Annotated in this window: 18 protein-coding genes; 13 read left to right on the top strand and 5 right to left on the bottom strand. The window is 67.5% G+C overall.

Features of this window, described 5'->3' with window-relative positions; translation table 11 throughout:
- Nucleotides 1–83: 83 nt before the first annotated feature.
- From MXB53_RS04210 to cofG, 4 genes are read left to right on the top strand one after another with little or no spacing between them, the layout of a single operon-like run.
- Nucleotides 84–1,271, top strand: coding sequence for a tubulin/FtsZ family protein (locus MXB53_RS04210; protein WP_248895952.1), 1,188 nt, complete (start codon nt 84–86; stop codon nt 1,269–1,271).
- Entirely contained in the window at nt 1,240–2,040 is an 801-nt protein-coding gene (locus tag MXB53_RS04205; protein ID WP_248895951.1) for a hypothetical protein, read from the top strand. The genes MXB53_RS04210 and MXB53_RS04205 overlap by 32 nt, the downstream gene beginning before the upstream one ends.
- 6 nt (nt 2,041–2,046) lie before the next feature.
- A complete protein-coding gene (cofC, locus tag MXB53_RS04200) occupies nt 2,047–2,694 on the top strand; it encodes a 2-phospho-L-lactate guanylyltransferase (RefSeq protein ID WP_248895950.1) in 648 nt (215 codons plus the stop codon).
- Nucleotides 2,695–2,728: 34 nt separating this feature from the next.
- Nucleotides 2,729–3,856 carry a 7,8-didemethyl-8-hydroxy-5-deazariboflavin synthase subunit CofG gene (cofG, locus tag MXB53_RS04195; RefSeq protein WP_248895949.1) on the top strand — a complete coding sequence of 376 codons (1,128 nt, stop codon included), beginning with the start codon at nt 2,729–2,731 and terminating at the stop codon, nt 3,854–3,856.
- On the opposite strand, the gene MXB53_RS04190 is transcribed toward cofG, so the two are convergent.
- Together MXB53_RS04190 and cofH are read right to left on the bottom strand one after the other, a co-directional pair.
- Nucleotides 3,845–4,402, bottom strand: coding sequence for a metal-dependent hydrolase (locus MXB53_RS04190; protein ID WP_248895948.1), 558 nt, complete (start codon nt 4,400–4,402; stop codon nt 3,845–3,847). The two genes, cofG and MXB53_RS04190, sit on opposite strands and share 12 nt — an antisense overlap.
- Before the next feature lies 1 nt (nt 4,403).
- Complete coding sequence (cofH, locus tag MXB53_RS04185; protein WP_248895947.1) at nt 4,404–5,777, bottom strand: 7,8-didemethyl-8-hydroxy-5-deazariboflavin synthase subunit CofH; 1,374 nt, start codon at nt 5,775–5,777, stop codon at nt 4,404–4,406.
- Nucleotides 5,778–5,878: 101 nt separating this feature from the next.
- Here cofH and uppS point away from each other — a divergent pair, with 101 nt between their 5' ends.
- The 3 genes from uppS to MXB53_RS04170 all read left to right on the top strand — a co-directional run bounded on the left by uppS (nt 5,879) and on the right by MXB53_RS04170 (nt 8,536).
- The gene (gene uppS, locus MXB53_RS04180) at nt 5,879–6,811 is read left to right on the top strand and encodes a polyprenyl diphosphate synthase (RefSeq protein WP_248895946.1); all 933 of its coding nucleotides are present in this window, start codon (nt 5,879–5,881) and stop codon (nt 6,809–6,811) included.
- Between the two features lie 58 nt (nt 6,812–6,869).
- Entirely contained in the window at nt 6,870–7,763 is an 894-nt protein-coding gene (locus MXB53_RS04175; protein WP_248895945.1) for a mechanosensitive ion channel family protein, read from the top strand.
- An 83-nt stretch (nt 7,764–7,846) separates the two neighbouring features.
- The gene (locus MXB53_RS04170) at nt 7,847–8,536 is read left to right on the top strand and encodes a DUF4382 domain-containing protein (protein ID WP_248895944.1); all 690 of its coding nucleotides are present in this window, start codon (nt 7,847–7,849) and stop codon (nt 8,534–8,536) included.
- 2 nt (nt 8,537–8,538) lie between these two features.
- Here MXB53_RS04170 and MXB53_RS04165 read toward each other — a convergent pair whose 3' ends face one another.
- Complete coding sequence (locus tag MXB53_RS04165) at nt 8,539–9,147, bottom strand: undecaprenyl diphosphate synthase family protein (RefSeq protein WP_248895943.1); 609 nt, start codon at nt 9,145–9,147, stop codon at nt 8,539–8,541.
- A 107-nt stretch (nt 9,148–9,254) separates the two neighbouring features.
- Between MXB53_RS04165 and MXB53_RS04160 the strand changes: the two genes are divergently transcribed.
- Both MXB53_RS04160 and MXB53_RS04155 read left to right on the top strand, forming a co-directional pair.
- Nucleotides 9,255–10,568 (top strand): DUF92 domain-containing protein, encoded by a 1,314-nt coding sequence (locus MXB53_RS04160; protein ID WP_248895942.1) that lies wholly within the window; start codon nt 9,255–9,257, stop codon nt 10,566–10,568.
- A complete protein-coding gene (locus tag MXB53_RS04155) occupies nt 10,565–10,999 on the top strand; it encodes a GNAT family N-acetyltransferase (RefSeq protein WP_248895941.1) in 435 nt (144 codons plus the stop codon). The genes MXB53_RS04160 and MXB53_RS04155 overlap by 4 nt, the downstream gene beginning before the upstream one ends.
- Here the strand turns inward: MXB53_RS04155 and dnaG are convergent.
- Nucleotides 10,978–12,324 (bottom strand): DNA primase DnaG, encoded by a 1,347-nt coding sequence (gene dnaG, locus MXB53_RS04150; protein ID WP_248895940.1) that lies wholly within the window; start codon nt 12,322–12,324, stop codon nt 10,978–10,980. The two genes, MXB53_RS04155 and dnaG, sit on opposite strands and share 22 nt — an antisense overlap.
- Before the next feature lie 172 nt (nt 12,325–12,496).
- On the opposite strand from dnaG, the gene MXB53_RS04145 reads away from it, so the two are divergent.
- From MXB53_RS04145 to MXB53_RS04130, 4 genes are all read left to right on the top strand, one after another.
- A complete protein-coding gene (locus MXB53_RS04145; protein ID WP_248895939.1) occupies nt 12,497–13,321 on the top strand; it encodes an MOSC domain-containing protein in 825 nt (274 codons plus the stop codon).
- Nucleotides 13,322–13,441: 120 nt separating this feature from the next.
- Complete coding sequence (locus tag MXB53_RS04140) at nt 13,442–13,867, top strand: hypothetical protein (RefSeq protein WP_248895938.1); 426 nt, start codon at nt 13,442–13,444, stop codon at nt 13,865–13,867.
- Between the two features lie 146 nt (nt 13,868–14,013).
- Complete coding sequence (locus tag MXB53_RS04135; RefSeq protein ID WP_248895937.1) at nt 14,014–16,149, top strand: alkaline phosphatase PhoX; 2,136 nt, start codon at nt 14,014–14,016, stop codon at nt 16,147–16,149.
- 240 nt (nt 16,150–16,389) lie between these two features.
- On the top strand, nt 16,390–17,298 hold the full coding sequence (locus tag MXB53_RS04130) for an HFX_2341 family transcriptional regulator (RefSeq protein ID WP_248895936.1): 909 nt from the start codon (nt 16,390–16,392) through the stop codon (nt 17,296–17,298).
- Here MXB53_RS04130 and MXB53_RS04125 read toward each other — a convergent pair.
- A complete protein-coding gene (locus MXB53_RS04125; protein WP_248895935.1) occupies nt 17,295–18,353 on the bottom strand; it encodes an enolase-like domain-containing protein in 1,059 nt (352 codons plus the stop codon). The two genes, MXB53_RS04130 and MXB53_RS04125, sit on opposite strands and share 4 nt — an antisense overlap.
- Nucleotides 18,354–18,467: the final 114 nt, after the last annotated feature.

Genomic DNA, 18,467 nt, shown 5'->3' with positions numbered 1-18,467 from the left:
AAACGGCGGAGTCGAGAGATCGCCCACAAGGCTTATAGTCGCTTTACGCCTGGTTTCATCCCAATGAAGAGGGGTCTGAAACAATGAAACTGGCCATGATCGGTTTCGGGCAGGCCGGCGGCAAGATCGTCGACAAATTCCTCGAGTACGATCAGCGGACGGGAAGCGAAATCGTCCGCGCAGCCGTCGCCGTCAACACGGCCAAAGCCGACCTGATGGGACTGGAGCATATTCCACAGAGCCAACGCGTGCTCATCGGACAGTCGCGTGTGAAAGGGCACGGCGTCGGCGCGGACAACGAACTCGGCGCGGAAATCGCCGAGGAGGACATCGGCGAGATTCAGGGCGCCATCGACGGCATTCCCGTGCACGAAGTCGACGCTTTCCTCGTCGTCGCCGGCCTCGGCGGCGGGACGGGAAGCGGTGGCTCGCCCGTCCTGGCGAAACATCTCAAGCGCATCTACACCGAACCCGTCTACGGACTCGGCATTCTTCCGGGAAGTGACGAGGGCGGGATCTACACCCTCAACGCCGCTCGCTCCTTCCAGACGCTCGTCAACGAGGTGGACAACCTCCTCGTGTTCGACAACGACGCCTGGCGACAGACCGGGGAGTCGGTCCAGAGCGGTTACGACGAGATCAACGACGAAATCGTCAAACGGTTCGGCATCCTGTTCGGCGCCGGCGAGGTCCGCGAGGGCCAAGAAGTCGCCGAATCGGTCGTCGACAGTTCCGAGATCATCAACACGCTCTCGGGCGGCGGCGTCTCGACCGTCGGCTACGCCCGCGAGAGCGTCGAGCGCAAACAGCAGTCGGGCGGGTTGCTCTCGAAGCTCACGGGCAACGAGAAATCCGTGGAGGACCAACTCGACTCCGCCAACACGACCAACCGCATCACGAGCCTCGTGCGCAAGGCGGCGCTCGGTCGCCTGACCCTGCCCTGTGAGATCGACGGCACGGAGCGAGCCCTCCTCGTGATGGCCGGGCCCTCGGCGTATCTCAACCGAAAAGGCATCGAGCGCGGGCGGAAGTGGCTCGAAGAGCAGACCGGGAGCATGGAGGTGCGCGGTGGCGACTACCCCATCAACAACAGCGACTTCGTCGCCTCGGCCATCCTGCTGTCGGGCGTCACGAACGTCCCCCGCATCAAGGAACTCCAGCAGGTCGCCATCGAAGCACAGGACAACATCAGCGAGATCCGCGAAGAGAGCGAAGCTAACCTCCAGAACCTGGTTGAAGATGACGAGGACGAACTCGAATCGCTCTTCTAGGGTCGTCCTCGCCGTCGTCGCCGTCCTGCTCGTCGCGACCGTTCCCGCGGCGGCAGTGTCGGTTACTGGCGAGGATGCCCCCGAAGAGGCACAAGTCGGCACGCAAGTATCGGCCACGGTCACCCTCGAAGAGCTGTACCAGAACCCCCAGAGCGAGCGCTGGCAGCTGTCGGGAACGACCGAACTGACCAACGTCTCGTGGACGGTGGTGTTCTACGACCAGACCGGCTCGCAAGTGGGCCTCGCCGAGCCGACGGGACAGTCGTTCTCCAACGTCGACATCGCCGCCGCGGACGACACGGCGGAAGTCGAAGTGCGGATCACCGGCACCGTCCCCGAAATCGAGTCGTACAGCTACGACCCGGCACAGCAGTTCCTCCTGATGGAACTGACTCGGGGGCAACAGGGCGGCGCCAGTTCGACCATCGACACGTGGCAGGCCCACCACTACACCGAGACGAGCGCGTCGGCGCGTGAGGCCATCGACACGGCGGGCGCCGCCATCGACGAGGCCGAAGCGAGCGGCGCGAACCCGTCGAACGCCCGGGCCGACTACGAGGACGCCGTCGCGGCCTACAACGACGGGAGCTTCGACGTGGCCACGAGCCTCGCTCAGCGTGCGACGGAGAAGGCGAACCAGGCCCAGGAGTCCGAACAGACCCAGCAGACGCTCATCTACGCCGGCGTCGGCGTCCTGATCCTCGCGCTCATCGGCGGCGGCGTGTTCTGGTGGCGCTCCCAGCAAGGCCCCGAGGACCCGCTCGGGTAAGGGTCCATGCGGATTCTCGTCCCGTTCGAAGCGACGCGACCGAAGACGCGACTCGGTCCCCTGTTGGACGCCGAGGAGCGGACGGCCTTCGCGAGAGCGATGCTGTGTGACGTACTCGCCGCCCTTCTGAGCGCCGGCCACGACCCAGAACTCGTCACGACGGCCCGCATATCGATTCCGGACGACGACCGGTTCGCGGGGGAGGACATCGCGGGCACCGTCGACGACCGCTCGCTCTCGGCGGCGATAAACGACCGCCTCGACGCGGCTGTCGACACCGTCGCCGTCGTCGTCGCGGACCTGGCGCTCGTGACGCCGGCCACCGTAGCGCGTCTCGTCGCCGCCGGCGACGACGCCGACATCGCCATCGCTCCCGGACGCGGCGGCGGGACGAACGCCCTCGTGATCTCCCAGCCGGACTTCCGGGTCGACTTCCACGGCGTCTCCTATCGCGACCACCGGCAGGCCGCCCGAGCGGTCGATGCGGAGGTGAGCGTCGTCGACTCCATGCGCCTGTCGACGGACGTCGACGAACCCGCGGATCTGGTCGAAGTGCTGCTCCACGGCGAGGGGGCGGCCGCGTCGTGGCTCCGGGATGCCGGCGTCGAACTCGATACCAGCGGCGGTCGGGTCGGCGTCCGCCGAACGGAGTGACACCTTTTTGCCCATCGGGAGACGAGCGGTGGCCATGTCACGGGCGCCCGAAGCCGACGGCGTCGGCGTCGATCCGGCGACGCTCGTCGCGGCCGACGCGGTCGACGACCTGCTCGAGGTCACGCCGGATGATGTCGACCCCGCGTCGGAACTCGCGTTCGCCCGCAACGTCTTCATCCCGCTGACGACGGCCTGCCGGTACACCTGCACCTACTGCGCGTTCTACGACGTGCCCGGCGAGGCCACGCTGCTGTCGCCCGAGGACGTGCGCGAACAGCTGGAATACGGCGCCGACGCGGGCTGTACCGAGGCGCTCTTTACCTTCGGCGACGCGCCCGACGCCCGCTACACCGCCGTCCACGACCAACTCGCTGAGTGGGGGTACGACGACATGCTCGACTACCTCTATGATGTCTGCGAGATGGCGCTCGACGTGGGGCTGCTTCCCCACAGTAACCCGGGCGACCTGCGCTACCGAGATCTCGAGCGCCTCGCCGGCGTCAACGCCAGCATGGGCGTGATGCTGGAGACGACGGCGGACGTCGACGCCCACGCGGGCGGCCGCCAGAAGACGCCCGAACGGCGGCTGGGTACCATCGAGGCCGCGGGCGAGGCGGGCGTCCCCTTCACCACCGGCCTCCTCGTCGGCATCGGCGAGGGGCGCCGCGACCGCGCCGAGAGCCTGCTGGCCATCCGCGCACTGCACGAGCAGTACGACCACATCCAGGAGGTGATCGTTCAGAACGTCGTGCCGAACAAGCGCTCGGACTTCGACCGGCCGAGCGTCGAGACGATGCGGGAGACGGTGGCGATGGCGCGGGCGGCGCTCCCGCCCGAGGTGTCGGTGCAGGTGCCGCCGAACCTCTCGCCGACGCGGGAGTTGCTGGACTGCGGCGTCGACGACCTGGGCGGCGTCTCGCCCGTCACGGACGACTACATCAATCCCGACTACGCGTGGCCGGCGCTGGACGAACTGGAGGCGTTGGCCGCCGACGCGGGCGTCCCGCTCCGCGAGCGCCTGCCGACACACGAGCGCTATCTGCCCGCGACACACCGGCGAGACGGGACCGATCCAGCCCCCGGCACGTGGCTCAGGGAGCCGATTCTGGACGCCCTGAACGCCGACGACGAGGCTGGTCGGCGGTACCGATCACTTCAGTAGCCGCTCTTCGAGGTCCGGCAACCGTTTCCGGACGAGCGTGTAGGCGCCGCCGACGGTGAGCAAGACGAGCGTCACGCGGCCGACGGTCGGGCCGAAGTGCGTCAGGCCCGGGGCCAGAAGGAGCACGGTGAGCAGGTAGTCCTCGGGTGCGCCGTCGTACCGGACCCAGTAACGGGGCGCGATCCAGCGACGGCGGGAGTGGAGGTAGACGGCCTCGGCGGACGTTCGCTCCCAGGGTCGGGGTTCCGTCCCCGCACCGAAGGCGTCGCTCACCGAGTGAACGGCCGCCGAGAGCAGGAACCACGCGACGGCGACCGTCGTCGCCGAGGGCGCGACGGCCGCAGCCACGAGCGCCGGCACCGCGCCCAACCAGTAGTAGTCCGGGAAATGGAGCGTCTTGCGGTGCTGGCCGGCTAGGAGGTCGAGGTCGGGGAAGACGCCGCCCGCGAGCGACGCGAGTGCGCCGACGGCGGCCAGATCAGGGGCGAGGACGAGCAACGGGAGCGCGAGCACGAGGCCGACGGCCGCGTGGGTAGTTGCCATCATGTCAGTCGTCCGCGGGTGCGACCTCTCGGCCGTCGAGGAGTGGCGTGCCGTCCGCATGGGGGCCGAGTCGTGGACCGTGGGTGTCGGCCGCGGGGTCGACCGGCCGGCGGCGTTCGTAATCCGTCGACCGCTCGACCGGCCGGCGGCCGATGGCGGTCACCATGTCGACGTAGTCGGCGATGGAGCGGAACTCGCCGTAGTCGCCGCCCGCGCGCTTGGTGATTTCCTCGGAGAGGAGCGTTCCCATGAAGTCGTTGGCGCCACAGGAGAGCGTCTTCAGCGACTTCTCGTCGCCGAACTTCACCCACGAGGTCTGGATGTTCTCGATGTTGTCGAGAAAGAGCCGCGAGACGGCGATCATGAGTTCGTCCTCGGCGTCGGTCGCCCCGCCGTCGACGAGGCCGTGTTCGTACAGCGGCGTCTGCTGGTGGATGAAGGAGAGCGGGACGAACTCGGTGATGCCGCCGGTGCGGTCCTGGAGGTCGCGCACCCGCTTCAGATGCATGACGCGGTGTTTCTCGTTCTCGACGTGGCCGTACATGATGGTCGCGGTGACGGGTAGGCCGGCGGCCATCGCGCCCTCCATCGCGGCGAGCCACTCCTGGGTGTCGATTTTGGCGGGACAGATCACGTCGCGCACCTCGTCGACGAGGATTTCGGCCGCGGTGCCGGGTGCGCTGTCGAGGCCGGCGGCGCGCAGGCGGCGATAGATCGACTCGTAGGACCGGTCCGTGCCGCGGCGGGCGTGGTAGGCCTCCTCCGGCGTGATGGAGTGAACGTGGACGCCGTCGACGGACATGGCGCGTATCTGGTCGACGTAGGTACCCGGCGAGGTGGTGTAGGCGTCCGGCGATCGGTAGTTCACCTGCTCGGGATCGGGATGAGCCTCCAGGCGTTTGCGGTGGTCGTCGTCCAGCGCAAAGGCGGGATGGAGGCCGCTGACGGAGCACACCTCCGAGATGCCGCGTTCGACGGCGTCCTCGACGGCCCGGCGAGACTCCGCGGGCGTCTTGGTGAACCCACCGTGGTCGTCGGGCGCGTCGACCTCGAACTCGGACGCGCGGTCCTTGAAATTGCAGAACAGACAGCCCGTATCGCACGCCGTCGTGACGTTGTTGTTGAGGTTGGCGACGAACGTCACGTCGTCGCCGACCACCTCCGCCCGTCGCTGGTCTGCCGCCTCCAGCACCCGCTCTTTCCGAACGGGGTCGATGCCCGCGCGGTCGGTGCCGGTCGTCAGGAGTTCGACGCCGTCGTCGATGGTGAGGCGGCGGCCGTCCCGGGCCTTGGCCAGTGCGTTCTCGAACGTCTGATCGGTCTCGGGAACATGGTCGAAATCCTCGACCGCGGCCGCGGCGTCGGACGGGTCGGTCATCGCGGTATCATCGACGCCCGAGACTAATAGGGGTTATCGTCAGCCGGTTTCAGGGGGTGCGTGTCAAAAGACCCATACCGGTCGGCAGCGAGACCACGAACATGCAGTCACGGGTCCGTCGCTGGATCGACCGCGCCTACGAGCGCGTGCTCCGACGCGATATCGACGACGGCCCCGACCACGTCGCCATCATCCAGGACGGCAACCGGCGGTATGCCAGAGAGCGCGGCGCGGACGCCGCCGACGGTCACCGCGAGGGCGCCCAGACCACCGAGCAGGTGTTGCGGTGGTGTCAGGACCTCGGCGTCGAAGAACTCACCGTGTACGCCTTCTCGACCGAGAACTTCGAGCGGCCGCGCGAGGAACGCGAACACCTGTTCGACCTCATCGAGACGAAACTCCGGGAGTTCGCCGACTCGGAGCAGGTCCACGAGAACGAGGTGTGCATCCACGCGATCGGCGAGGTACAGCGCCTCCCCGAGCGGGTTCGGGAGGCCGTTGCCTACGCCGAGCGCCGCACCGCATCCTACGGCCGCTTCCGGTTGAACGTCGCGGTGGCGTACGGCGGCCGCGCGGAGCTCCTAGGCGCCGCCCGCGACACGTTGAACGCCGTCGCCGACGGTCGCCTCGCGCCCGCGGAAGTCGACGCCACGGAGATCGAAGACCGTCTCTACGCCCGCCCGGTCCGCGACGTCGACCTCATCGTGCGTACGGGCGGCGACGAGCGCACGAGCAACTTCCTCCCGTGGCACGCCAACGGCAACGAGGCCGCGGTCTTTTTCTGTGCGCCCTACTGGCCCGAGTTCTCGAAGGTGGATTTCCTGCGGGCGATCCGCACGTACGAGGCGCGCGAGGCGTCGTGGCGCCACACTCGTTCGGATCGGGCCGTCGCACTGGTTCGGGCCGTCGCCGGATCGTCGCTGGTCGAGGCCCGCGACGTGGCCGGGCGGCTGCGGGACCAGTTGTCGCGGCGGGGGGCCGAGGAACTGTCGGCGGAACTCGAACTGGACCGACAGGACAGCACCGCGGACTGATCCCGAGTCGCGTTCACGGGAGCGGGGGCTTTGTATCGGCGGCCGCCGATGAGCGGGTATGCACGTCGCCGCACTCCAGACAGCGACACCGACGCCCGTACCCGGCATCGGTCCCGAAGCGGTCGCAGCCTACTGGCCGGCGCTCGTTCGCGCCGGGTGGTTTCTCGCCGGCTTCATCGCCGTCGTCGTCGTGGGTTGGTTCGTCGTCGAACCGCTCGTCGGGCGCGCCATCAACCGTCGAAACCGCAACAATCCGACGCTACAGGAGGCGCTGTCGCGGTACCTCCGCCTGTTCGTCGTCGTCGTGGCGTTTTTCGTCGCGGCCGGAACCGCCGGCTACGCCGACTTCATCGGGGATTCGGCGCTCGTCATCGCCGCCGGGACGCTGGCCATCGGCGTCGCCGGGCAGACGGTCATCGGCTCCATCGTCAGCGGTCTGGTGCTCGTCGTGGATCCTGAGTTCAACGTCGGCAACTACATCGAGTGGGCGGGCGGCGAGGGCACCGTCCAGTCGATCACGCTCCGGGTCACGCGCGTCCTCACGCCGGACGGCGAACTCATCACGGTTCCGAACACGGTGCTCACGGGGCAGGAAATCACGCGGCCGTACGGGCGGAAACGGCAGCGCATCGTCGAGCGCGTCGGCCTCTCATACGAGGCGGATCTGACCGAGGCGCTCGATCATCTCACGGCGGTAGCGGCGGAAGTCGACGGTATCGAATCGGAGCCGACACCGAAGGCGTACGTCGACGAGTTCGGCTCGGATGCGGTCATCCTCCGGGCGCATTACTGGGTTGGAGACCCCCGGCGCCGTGACGTGTTCTCCCTCCGGTCGGCGTACGCCCGGGCGCTCAAGACCCGACTCGACGACGCGGGCATCACCATCAGCCCCGCGTCGAAACGCGAACTTGAGGGACGAATCGAAGTCGCGGACGCGGATGAGCAGAAGTAAGGCGGGGCAACTCGCCTGAATTCGGGTTGATTCGAGGGGAACGGCTTCCCGGCTTTATGCCCGAGCGGGGACTCTCGGTCACCATGACCGAATCCGACGGTCGACGGCTCGCATCGCGACGCGACTACCTCCGAGCGACGGGCGGCCTGGCAGCCGCGGGGATGGCCGGTCTGGCCGGCTGTGCCGGCGGCAGCGACGGCGAGACGGGCGTCCTCGCGACGCAGGTGACGGACCAGCCCGGGGACATCGGCGACTTCGAGTCCTGTATCGTCACCATCGAGGGCATCTGGGTGAAGCCGGGCACGGAATCGGACGACGAAGACGACGAGACGACGGAAACCGAGACGACCGCGACGACGGAGACGGAAGAGACGGCGACCGAGACGCCCGACGAGAGCGACGAGCGCGAATACCACGAGTTCGACGAGCCACAGGAGGCCGACCTGGTCGACCTGCAGGGGTCGAACACGGCGCTGGTCGGCGAACACGAACTCGAAACCGGCGAGTACGCCTACCTCCAGTTGGACGTGACGAACGTCGACGCGACGCTCGACGACGGCAGCGATGCGACCGTCGACACGCCGGGGAACGCGCCGCTCCAGTTCAAACACGCCTTCGAGATCCGGGCGAACACGCGGACCGTGTTCACCGCCGACTTCACGCCCGTTCGCCGCGGCCAGACCGGTCGGTATCTCCTCCAGCCGGTCGCGAGGGGGACGAGCGTCGAATACGAGCCGGTTGAGAGCGAAACCGAAACCGAGGCCGAAGCATAAGATCAGCGGCCGAACCGTCGCTGACGGTTCTGGTAATCCAACACGGCGCGGAGGTAGTCTCGCTTGCGAAAGTCACGCCAGTTCACGTCGGTGAAGTAGAGTTCGGAGTAGACGGACTGCCAGATGAGGAAATCGGAGAGGCGTTCGGCGCCCGTCTTGACCAGCAAGTCGGGTTCGTCGGGAAAGACGAGTCGCCGCTCGATGTCGGTCTCGTCCACGTCTTCCGGATCCAACTCGTCGTCGTCGACGTCCTCGGCGAGCGAGCGGACGGCGGCCGCGAACTCGCCTTTGCCACCGAGACCGACGTTCACCTGGATCGGCGCTTCGACGGGTTCCGTGTCGTCGGGGGCGCGAACGGCGACCCGGCGGGGCGCATCGAGCGCGCGGAGTTCGCGCTCCAGCGTCGGCACCACCGCCTCGTCGAGGACGCTCACCGACACAGTGACGCGTTCGGCGCCGTACTCGAACGCCCAACGGAGGACGCGTTCGAGACGGTCGTACGCCCCCTGTTCCAGCAGGTCGCGCTCGGTGAGCACGAGGGCGACGTGGGCGGGCGGGTCGCCGCCGTGGACGCGCTGTCTGAGGGCGAGATATCGGTCGTACAGTCCCACGGCCGCTACCAGGCGGTCGTGACCCAAAACGCCACGGGTTCGCGGACTGACGGGCGGAATCGGGGCGTGTCGGGAGCGTTAAGTGGCCGTCGCAGGTAGCGGAGGGTGTGACGTCCACCCTTCGACGGGCAGGAGGGTTCGCTGCCGTCGGAACACTCGCCCTCGCCGCCCCCGAGCTCGGGCGCGCGGCCGCCGCCCCCTTCGCCGCCGTGGCGCTTCTCGCCGCGTTCGTCGTGGACGAGGGGCCGGTGTTCGAGCTGTTCGCGCGACCCCAGGACCGGCGGGACGGCCGACTCAACGGTCTCGCCGGCTTCGCGCTGGCCGCGACCGGCCTCGCACTCCTCTCGACCGCCCCTCGCGCATCCATGCCCACGGACGTCTTCGTCGCCGCAGTTCTCGTCGTGTCCTACGGCAACCTCGGCGCTCGCGCCGTCGAACGCGTCGAGACGGATCCGGCACGAACGGTCGCGGGGTTCAGCCTCGTCGCCTTCCTCGCCGCCGTCGCCGGACAGGTGATCGTCGGCTGGAATCTGGGAGCGCTCCCGCCGCTTCCCACGATCATCTTCCTCGCCGCCGCCGGCGCGCTGGTCGCCGCCCTCTTGCGATCCATGCTGTATCAGCGCGACGACCCCATCGTGATGCTCTCGACCGGCCTGTTGCTGTGGCTGTTCCGGACCATCGGCGTCGAGTCGGGTCTCGGCGAAGTGAGCGTCGCACTCGCGGTGACGGTGGCGCTCGGCTACGTCTCCTACCGCACCGGCACCGCGTCGGTGCCGGGGATGGTGACCGGCGTGCTGCTCGGCCTGCTCACCATCGTCTTCGGGGGCGCCGGGTGGTTCGCCGTCCTCATCGCCTTCTTCGGCATCGGCGGCCTGTCGGCGAAATACCGCTATGAGGAGAAAGCCGACCGCGGCGTCGCCGAGGAGAACGAAGGCGCACGCGGGAGCGGAAACGTCCTCGGCAACGCCGCGGTGGGTCTCGTGGCCGTCATCGGGTTCGCGGCCAGCGGCGGTCTCCCGATAGACAGCGCGCTCTTCCGTTTCGCGTTCACGGGATCGCTCGCCGCCGCGATGAGCGATACGCTCTCCAGCGAAATCGGCGTCCTGTTCGACGATCCGCGACTCATCACGACGCTCGAACGTGTCGATCCCGGCACCGACGGCGGAGTGACCTGGCAGGGGTATCTGGTGGGTGCCGTCGGCGCTCTCGTGGTCGCCGGCGTCGCGGTCGGTGTGTTCGCCTTCGGATCGCCGGGGCTCGCCGCCCTCGCCATCGTCTGTGGCGGCATCGCGGGCATGACCGTCGACAGCCTCCTCGGGGCGACGCTGGAGGGCGGCCGCGTCGGCAATCAGACGGTCAACTTCCTCGGCACCCTCGGTGGCGCCATCGTGAGCGCCGCGCTCGCGGCGCTACTACTGTGATCCGTCCCGGAATCCCCGCCGATGCGCCGGTACTCGAAGACCTCCAGTCGCATCTGACGGCGCCGAGTCCCGAGCTGCTCGACAGCGCCATCGACCCGACGCGCGCCTCGCCGGCAGACATCCTGGTCACGACGGCGCCGGCCGACGGCCCCCCGGTCGGCTACCTCCTTGCCGTACCCGGCGACGGAACGGTGTACGTGGCGGAACTCGTCGTCGCACCCGACCACCGCCGGGAAGGGCGGGCGCGGGCGTTGCTGGAGGCGTGTGCCGCCGACGCCGAGCAGGTGACGGTCACCGTCGAGCCGGACAACGAGGCGGCACAGTCGCTGTATCGGCGCTGTGGCTTCGAGCGCGTCGAACGCCTGCCGGAGTTCTTCGAGAACGGAGATGCGGTTCTGTACCGCCGGGATCAGTCGGCGGCCGCGAACTGATCGGCCGTCCGAACGCGGACATCGACGGGAGTTTTGACCATCTCGCCGGCCGACCGTGCGACGATCTGTTCGACGCCGCGCTGGGCCGCCACGTCGAGGAGCCGCTGGGTCACCTCGCCGTCAAGGACGACGGCGTACGGCGTCGTCTCGGCCCCAGACACCGCGTCGAAGGTCTCGCTCGCGTCGACGGTGTCGAGCAGCGAGCAGTCCGCATCGAGGAGGCGAGCCGTTCCCGTCTCACCGTCGATGACATCACGGACGTGCCCACGGAGCGTCGGCGGCGTGTCGGGTGCCGTGGCCTCCGAACCGTCGGTCGGCGGTGCATCGGATTCGTCGCCGTCATCCGACTCGCCTGCTTCGCCCGCCGACGTATCCGGTTCCGACGACGCGTCCGCACCGTTGCCGGCCGTCGCAACGGGCGTCTCGCCCACCGGGACGGCGGGCGCCACCGATTCGGCGGTGGACGCGGTCGACGCCACGTCGCTCTCGTCCGGTGCCGACGGTCGGGGCGGCTCGTCGCCATCGAAGAGGTCGCCATACGGCGTCTTGTCGCGGAGCGCGGTCATGATCTCGTGGCGATCGAGGTCCTCGACGGACCGGTCCTCGGGGGCGAAGACGACGTAGTCGACATCGCCGACCTGGGCGAGTTCGCGCAGGATGAGTTCGCCGCCGCGATCCCCGTCGAGGAAAGCCGTGACCGTCCGTTCCTCGGTGAGGTCGGCGATGGCGTCCGGCACGTTCGTCCCCTCGACGGCGATGGCGTTTTTGATGCCGTACTGGAGGAGCGTGAGCACGTCCGAGCGCCCTTCGACGACGATGATGGCGTCGGAGTCGCCGACGCGCGGCCCCGCCGGGAACCCCTGGTACTCGGTGATGTCGTCGATGCGGACGCTCTCGCGGACCTCCGCGAGGATCTTCGAGGAGTCCATGACGCTCTCGTCGAACGAGCCGGCGAGGAGTTCCTTGGCGCGGTCGATGACCTTCCGGCGTTTGGCCTCGCGCACGTCCTCGATGTCCGTTACTTCGACGGAAGCCTGACACGGCCCGACGCGGTCGATGGTTTCGAGCGACGCCGCGAGGATGGCCGTTTCGACCTTATCGAGGCTGCTGGCGATGGTGATGTGGCCGAACGACTGGCCGTTTTCGCTGTCGATCTGTACGTCGATGTGCCCCACCTTCGAGGACTGCTGGAGGTCCCGAAGGTCGAGTTCGTCGCCGAGCAGACCCTCGGTCTGCCCGAAGACGGCTCCCACGACGTCGCTCCGTTCGACGACGCCGTCGGCCGCGATGGATGCGTGAATGAGATATTTGGCTGTGTCGTCCATTGATGATCCCCTCGTGGGGTGATGATGGTGATGATGAGTACACGGAGCGTCCCATGTACGCCTATATATTTTTCGGGCGGGCGGGAAATACCTGTCGTATTCCAGCGTCGGCGGACGGCGAAGGGGTATCCGTCAGAAACGGTTATGACGCCGGCCGGTCTATCGGTCGGCGATGGCGAAGATCGAGCGCATCCGACGCTATCCGATCAAGGGACTCGACGGGATCGACGTGGACGCCGCGGAGATAAGCGCGGCGGGGACGGTCGCTGGCGACCGCGAGTACGCCCTCTGTGATCCGGACGCCGACCGCATCGAGACGGGCGACGACATGCAGACGCTCGCGTACAACGGCAAGCAGACCGACCGCATCCACGACGTGCGGACGACGTTCGATCCCGAGACCCACGTCCTGACTGTGGAACCGAAAGCGGGGGGCGAGCGCCGGCGGTTCGATCTCACGACCGAATCCGGACGTACCGACGCGAGCACGTGGTTCAGCGACCTCATCGGCGACGACGTGACCCTCAGACGGCACGAACCACCGGCGTTCGTCGACCGCCCGGAGGCCGGCCCGTCGGTCATCAGCACGGCGACGCTGGAAACCGTCGCCGGCTGGTTCGACGAGATGACCGTCGAGGGGGCGCGTCGGCGTCTCCGCGCCAACGTCGAGGTGAGCGGCGTCCCCGCGTTCTGGGAGGACTGCTTCGTCGGCGCCGACGCCCCGGCGTTCGTCGCCGGCAGTGGCGACGGCGCGGTTCGGTTCGAGGGGGCCGAACCCTGCGCGCGATGTGTCGTCCCGTCACGTGACCCGGAGACGGGCGACCCCCTACCCGAGTTCCGCGAGCGGTTCATCGAGCGCCGAGAGGCCACGTTCCCCGAATGGGCCGACTGCGACGCGTTCGATCACTACTACACGCTCATGCTCATCTCGCGGGTGCCCGAGGCGTCACGGGGTCGGACGCTCAGGGCCGGGGAGAGCGTCACCGTGCGGGACTGACCGCCACAGGACCCCGAACTCGAGCGTCGCCCGTCCATCCGACGTGGCGAATATATCGGTATATAGGCCCATTAGCACGGCTTTACTATGCCGAAGGGAAATCCGACACCAGTTACAGCGATGTCGAAACAGCACTCACCGAACAAGGAGGAATGGAGCGTCTACCGAGAGTATGTGCTGGGCGTTCGAATCTTCGAATCGTCGGCCGACGAGACGGTGTACCGGTTCGACGCCCCTGATCACGAACGGACCGAGTTCGCTGATTCCGAGGCGGCCGAACTCTACGCCGACGTGTATTTCGACGTGAACGGCTTCGTCGAGGCGGGAACCGGCGATCGGGGGCTGCCACCGGCGGTCGTACAGGCCGGAAAGGACACCCTTGCCGCGTATCTGGTCTCACAGCCCGGCGTCGATACGAACTGGGTGGCGTCGTTTTTCGGGCGCAAACCGGGGAAAATCGAGGCGTACCTGTCGATGGTGCGGGCCCGCGCCGACGAGATTCGCGGCGGGGTCGTCGAACAGCAGGCGGAGAGGGGAGAATCATGACGGCTGGGAAACTACCGGGCAGTATGTAGCGGTGATTGTCGGTCAATTGGGGTACTGACTGCCGGTGACAGCTCTGTCGAATATGAGCGCCACATATCAGTAATATAAGCAGTTATCCGCCGGCTGCGCCTCGACTCAGGCGCGACATGGCACAACTCAACCGACGCAATCTGATGCGGACATCAGTCGCAGCGGCAGTAGGTGCGAGCGTCATGGGCGTGGCGAGCGCCGAGGATACGGACACCGACGGGGCCCCCTGGGTAGACGGAGATCTCAAACGGTTCGCCACGACGGCGTTCGGCGCCGAGGTGACGGGACCGTTCGTCCTCGACAGCGGGACGCTGATTTTCAGTCTCCAGCATCCGACGGACCCCGCCGAGGTGTCGGGCACCCCGAGCGTCACCAACGCCGAGGAGTTCCAAGACGGCGGCGTCGGCTACGTCTCCGGGTTCCAGTTCGACGGCGACGGGTCCAACGACGAGTTCGACGAACTCTCGACCCCACAGACGGCGGACGAGCAGGGGCGCGTGCGGACGGCCGGCGGGGAGTACGAGCTGCTAGCCCGAGAGAAGGATCCAATTGATGGCGGCGACGCCCGACTCGGCGTGCCGAACACGCCGGACGGGACCCCCATCGATTCGTTCAGCGGCTCGAAATACTCCGCGTTCGGGAACGACCCGGACATGAACCAGTTCGTCGCCACACCGGCGGGTGAGTACGACGGCTATCTGTTCACCAACTTCGAGCAGACGCCGGGGACGCTCAGCAGGATGCCACTCACCATCGAGGGCGGGTCCCTGACCCCGGCCCTCGACCAGACGGTCAATCTCGCCGACACCGAGGCGTTCCGAAGTCTCGGCGGGACGAAGATCAACTGCTACGGCGACCTGAGTCCGTGGGGAACGCCCCTGTCGGCCGAAGAGGAGTACGCCCACACGCGCGTCTCGCTGACCGCGACGGTCGGCGAGATGGTCGAAGACGGCGGCGTCGGGCGCCGCGGCGGGGCGGCGTTCTGGAACCGCCCGAACCCGACCCGGATTTCGGGCCTCGTCGGGGAGTATTACGACACTAGCTGGTATCCACAGGGCACCTTCGCCCTCGCCGGCACCGAACTCCTCGCGTACTATCTGGGCGCCGACCCGATCGACCAGGACGGCGACACGAACACCACGACGCCGATAGCCGAGTCGTATCCGAACCGCTACGACTACGGCTACATCGTCGACTTCCGGAATCCGGAGGCTGCGGACGCCGCGGATATCGACCCCGTCAAATACTACGTCATGGGTCGCGGAGCGTGGGAAGCGCCCGACATCCAGCACGACCGGAAGACGGCGTATCTCACCTCCGACGGCTCGAACAAGGGAATCTACAAGTTCGTCGCGGACCGGCCGATTCCGAGTTACAGCGACCCGATGGATATCGCTGGAACGCTCTACGCACCGCTCGTGACGAACACGGAGGCGGCCCAGAACAACCCACCCGCCGACATCGACCTGGAACTCGAATGGCTCGAACTCGGGCACGCGACGAACGGTGAGGTGGCCGCATGGATCGCCGCCTACGACGACGTGAGTCAGGTCGACTACCTCGAAACGCACGCCGACACCGACTGGGAGACCGACCTGGAGACGGCGCTCGAAGAGGCCGACCGCGATGTCATCGAAAACGGCAACCAGAACTACATCACGGACCAAGAGATCGTCGACTGGGCCGAACAGTACGAGGCGAACGGCCCCGACGGCGTCGACGAGGACCTGCGGCGCGTCCCGTTCCTCGAGACGCGCGCCGCCGCCAAGGAAATCGGTGCGACCATCGAGTTCCGGAAGGCCGAAGGCATCGACAGCGTCGAGAACGCCACACCCGGGGACTACGTCTACATCGGCCTCTCGGAGGTCAACGACGGCTTCGTCGACGATGAGGGGAAGATTCAGACCCAGCGCGTCGACGGCGGGATGGTCTACCGCGCCGAACTCGAGCCCGACTACAACATCTCGACGCTCGAACCGGTCATCGTCGGCCCGGACGCCACCGATCGGGCCGAAGTCGCCGACGACGCACTCCTCAACATCGACAACGTGTGGGTGATGGACGACGGCCGCGTCCTCTGCTGTGAGGACGCCGACCAGTTCAGCCGGTCGTACCCCAACGACTGCATGTACGTCTTCGATCCCGCGGAGGACGCCTCGCGCGGACGGAGCAGTGAGGCGCCCGGGCAGAGCGGGGACGCCCCCGGACAGGGTGGCGGCAATCCGGGCCGTGGGCGAAACGGCGGCGACTAGCGTCGCGACGGCATGCCTCAGTTCCGACCCTGACCGACCGTCGGCGCGGTACCACGGCGATCGGCTCTTTTTTCAGTTCCGTTCGAACGGGACAGCAGCGGCGACGAGCCCCCAGTACTCGGGGCGCTGCTCAACTTCTTGTCGCCACGTTGAACATGCGGAACGACCAACGCCGTGCGGAGTCAGCATCTCCGAAGGCGTCTGAGGGATTTTATACCGTCTCGGCCCGGTGGGTCGGGTATGCAGACCCACATCGTCCCGGTCGGGTTCGACTACGACCGGCTGATCGCGCCGTTGATCCGCGACCAGTTCGACGTAGACCGGGTGATTCTGCTGGAGGGTGCCGTCGGGAGCGAGGCCAACGTGGAGTATTCGCGGGACCTCTCGGCCAAACTCGAACAGGATTTCCAGAATTTGCTCGGCGCCGAGACTCGGCGGGTCGTCATCGATGACGTCTACGACTACGACGCCGCCTTCGAACACGCGTTCGACCTCATCAACGACCAGTTGGACGAGGGCGCGCCCGACGGCGAGGTGTGGGTCAACGTGAGTTCGATGCCCCGCCCCGTGAGTTTCGCCTTCGCCACCGCCGCCCACTCCATCACGCTCGAACGCCAGACCGACCGCGACCGCATCCACACCTACTACACGGCGCCAGAGAAGTATCTGGAGACGGAGCTCGCGGAGGAACTCCGGGCGAACCGCGAGCTCCTATCTGACCTCCTCGACGAGACGGACGACCCCGACGACGGACGCATCGCGGCGCGACTCGACGCGACGGCCGAACTCCTCGACGAGTTCGACGAGCGCGGGACGACCATCGGCGCCAAGCGCATCGGCGACGATCACATCGTCGAACTCCCCGTCGCCTCGTTCTCGAACGTCAAGCCCTTCGAGGAGGTGATCCTGTTCGAACTCGGCGAACACGGCGAGTTCGAGTCCGTCTCGGAACTCGCGGAGGCGCTCGCGGTCGAACTCGGCGAGGAGTACACCGACAGTTTCCGGTCGAAGGTCATCTACAACGTCGACCGACTGGGCCCCGGCGGCAAGGGTTACATCGAGCAGGAGGAACACGGGAAGTCCTACCGGACCCGCCTCTCGCGGATCGGCGAACTCTGGGTGCGCGCCCACGCCGACCGCGAGGACTAGAATCCGAGACCGCGCGGGTCGGCGGTGGGTTCGAGCGGCGAGTCGGGGAGGTCCGAGGGCAGGTCGGGCAGGTTGTAGCCGCCGGGAGCCACGTCGTTCGGCGCGTCGGGATAGAACGTCGCGGCGATGGTCTGGATGTGCTCGCGTCCCACGCCGAGTTCGAACTGACCGCCGCCGTACAACGTCATGCCCCGGCCCGTCGCGTATTCGATCGTTTCGAGGAGCGACCGAACGGTGCCGAAGCGGGAGGGCTTGATATTGAGCCAGTTGGGGTCGAACGGCAGGCCGCGAACGCTCTCGACCCCGGTTATCGGCGCATCCCACGAGATGCGGTCGCGTCCCCCCTCGATCAGCGGGCGCGTCTCGTCGGTGATCGCGGGATCCTCGATCACCGCGTGCGGAAACCCCGATAGCACCCGTTCGTAGAGGGTGGAGTCGGGCGGCTGGTCGACGGTCGTCCCCTCGTAGTGACCCTTCAAGTCGAGGACGCGAACGGCGTCCGTCGCCGCGAGGTCACTGATCAGACCGGCGGTCCAGTCGCTCGTCGGGTCGAGTTTCAGCCCCATCTCGGGGTGACGGTCGAGGATGGCCTCGACGCGGTCCGTCGTCGGCGGATCACCGAGGCGGGTACTGACGACGAACTCGACGGGGTCGCGCTCGCGGCCGAGCGCCGACGCGAAATCGGTCTCCGCCTGCCGGAGCGCCAGGTCCAGGGCCGCGCTCTCGACGGCCCACCGGCGGTACTTGTACGCGGACGCCTGGGCTGGTGCCTTCGTCGGGAAGAGGTCGATATCGTCCAGTGCCGTCGAAAACTCCCCGAACGTGTGCGTTCCCGCGAGGGCGTCGTCGAAGACCTGATCGGGTACGTCGGCGAGCGCATCGTGATCCACGGCGTCGTAGGTCACGTCCTCGCCGCGACCGACCGCGCCGTCGCCGTGGAGTTCGAAGACGGTCGTCACGCGGGTGAAGTCGCTCGATGTCTCGCGTTCGTTCCGGGTGCGCGCGGTGGCGTCGATACGGAGGGGGAGCGACGCAAGGCGGGCGTAGTCGGCCATGGTCAGAACAGGTGCCCCGGGCGGAAAACCGTATGGTTCGGTCCGAGAACGGCTCGTCGTTAAACTGGGCTTAATCGGGACCAAAGCCGACGATATCGGGGTTTAGCGAGTTCG

The organism is Haloplanus sp. XH21 (assembly GCF_023276355.1).
Classification (GTDB): Archaea; Halobacteriota; Halobacteria; order Halobacteriales; family Haloferacaceae; genus Haloplanus; species Haloplanus halobius.
Note: the sequence above shows the minus strand (reverse complement) of the source record. Positions and strands in the feature narration are given on the sequence as shown.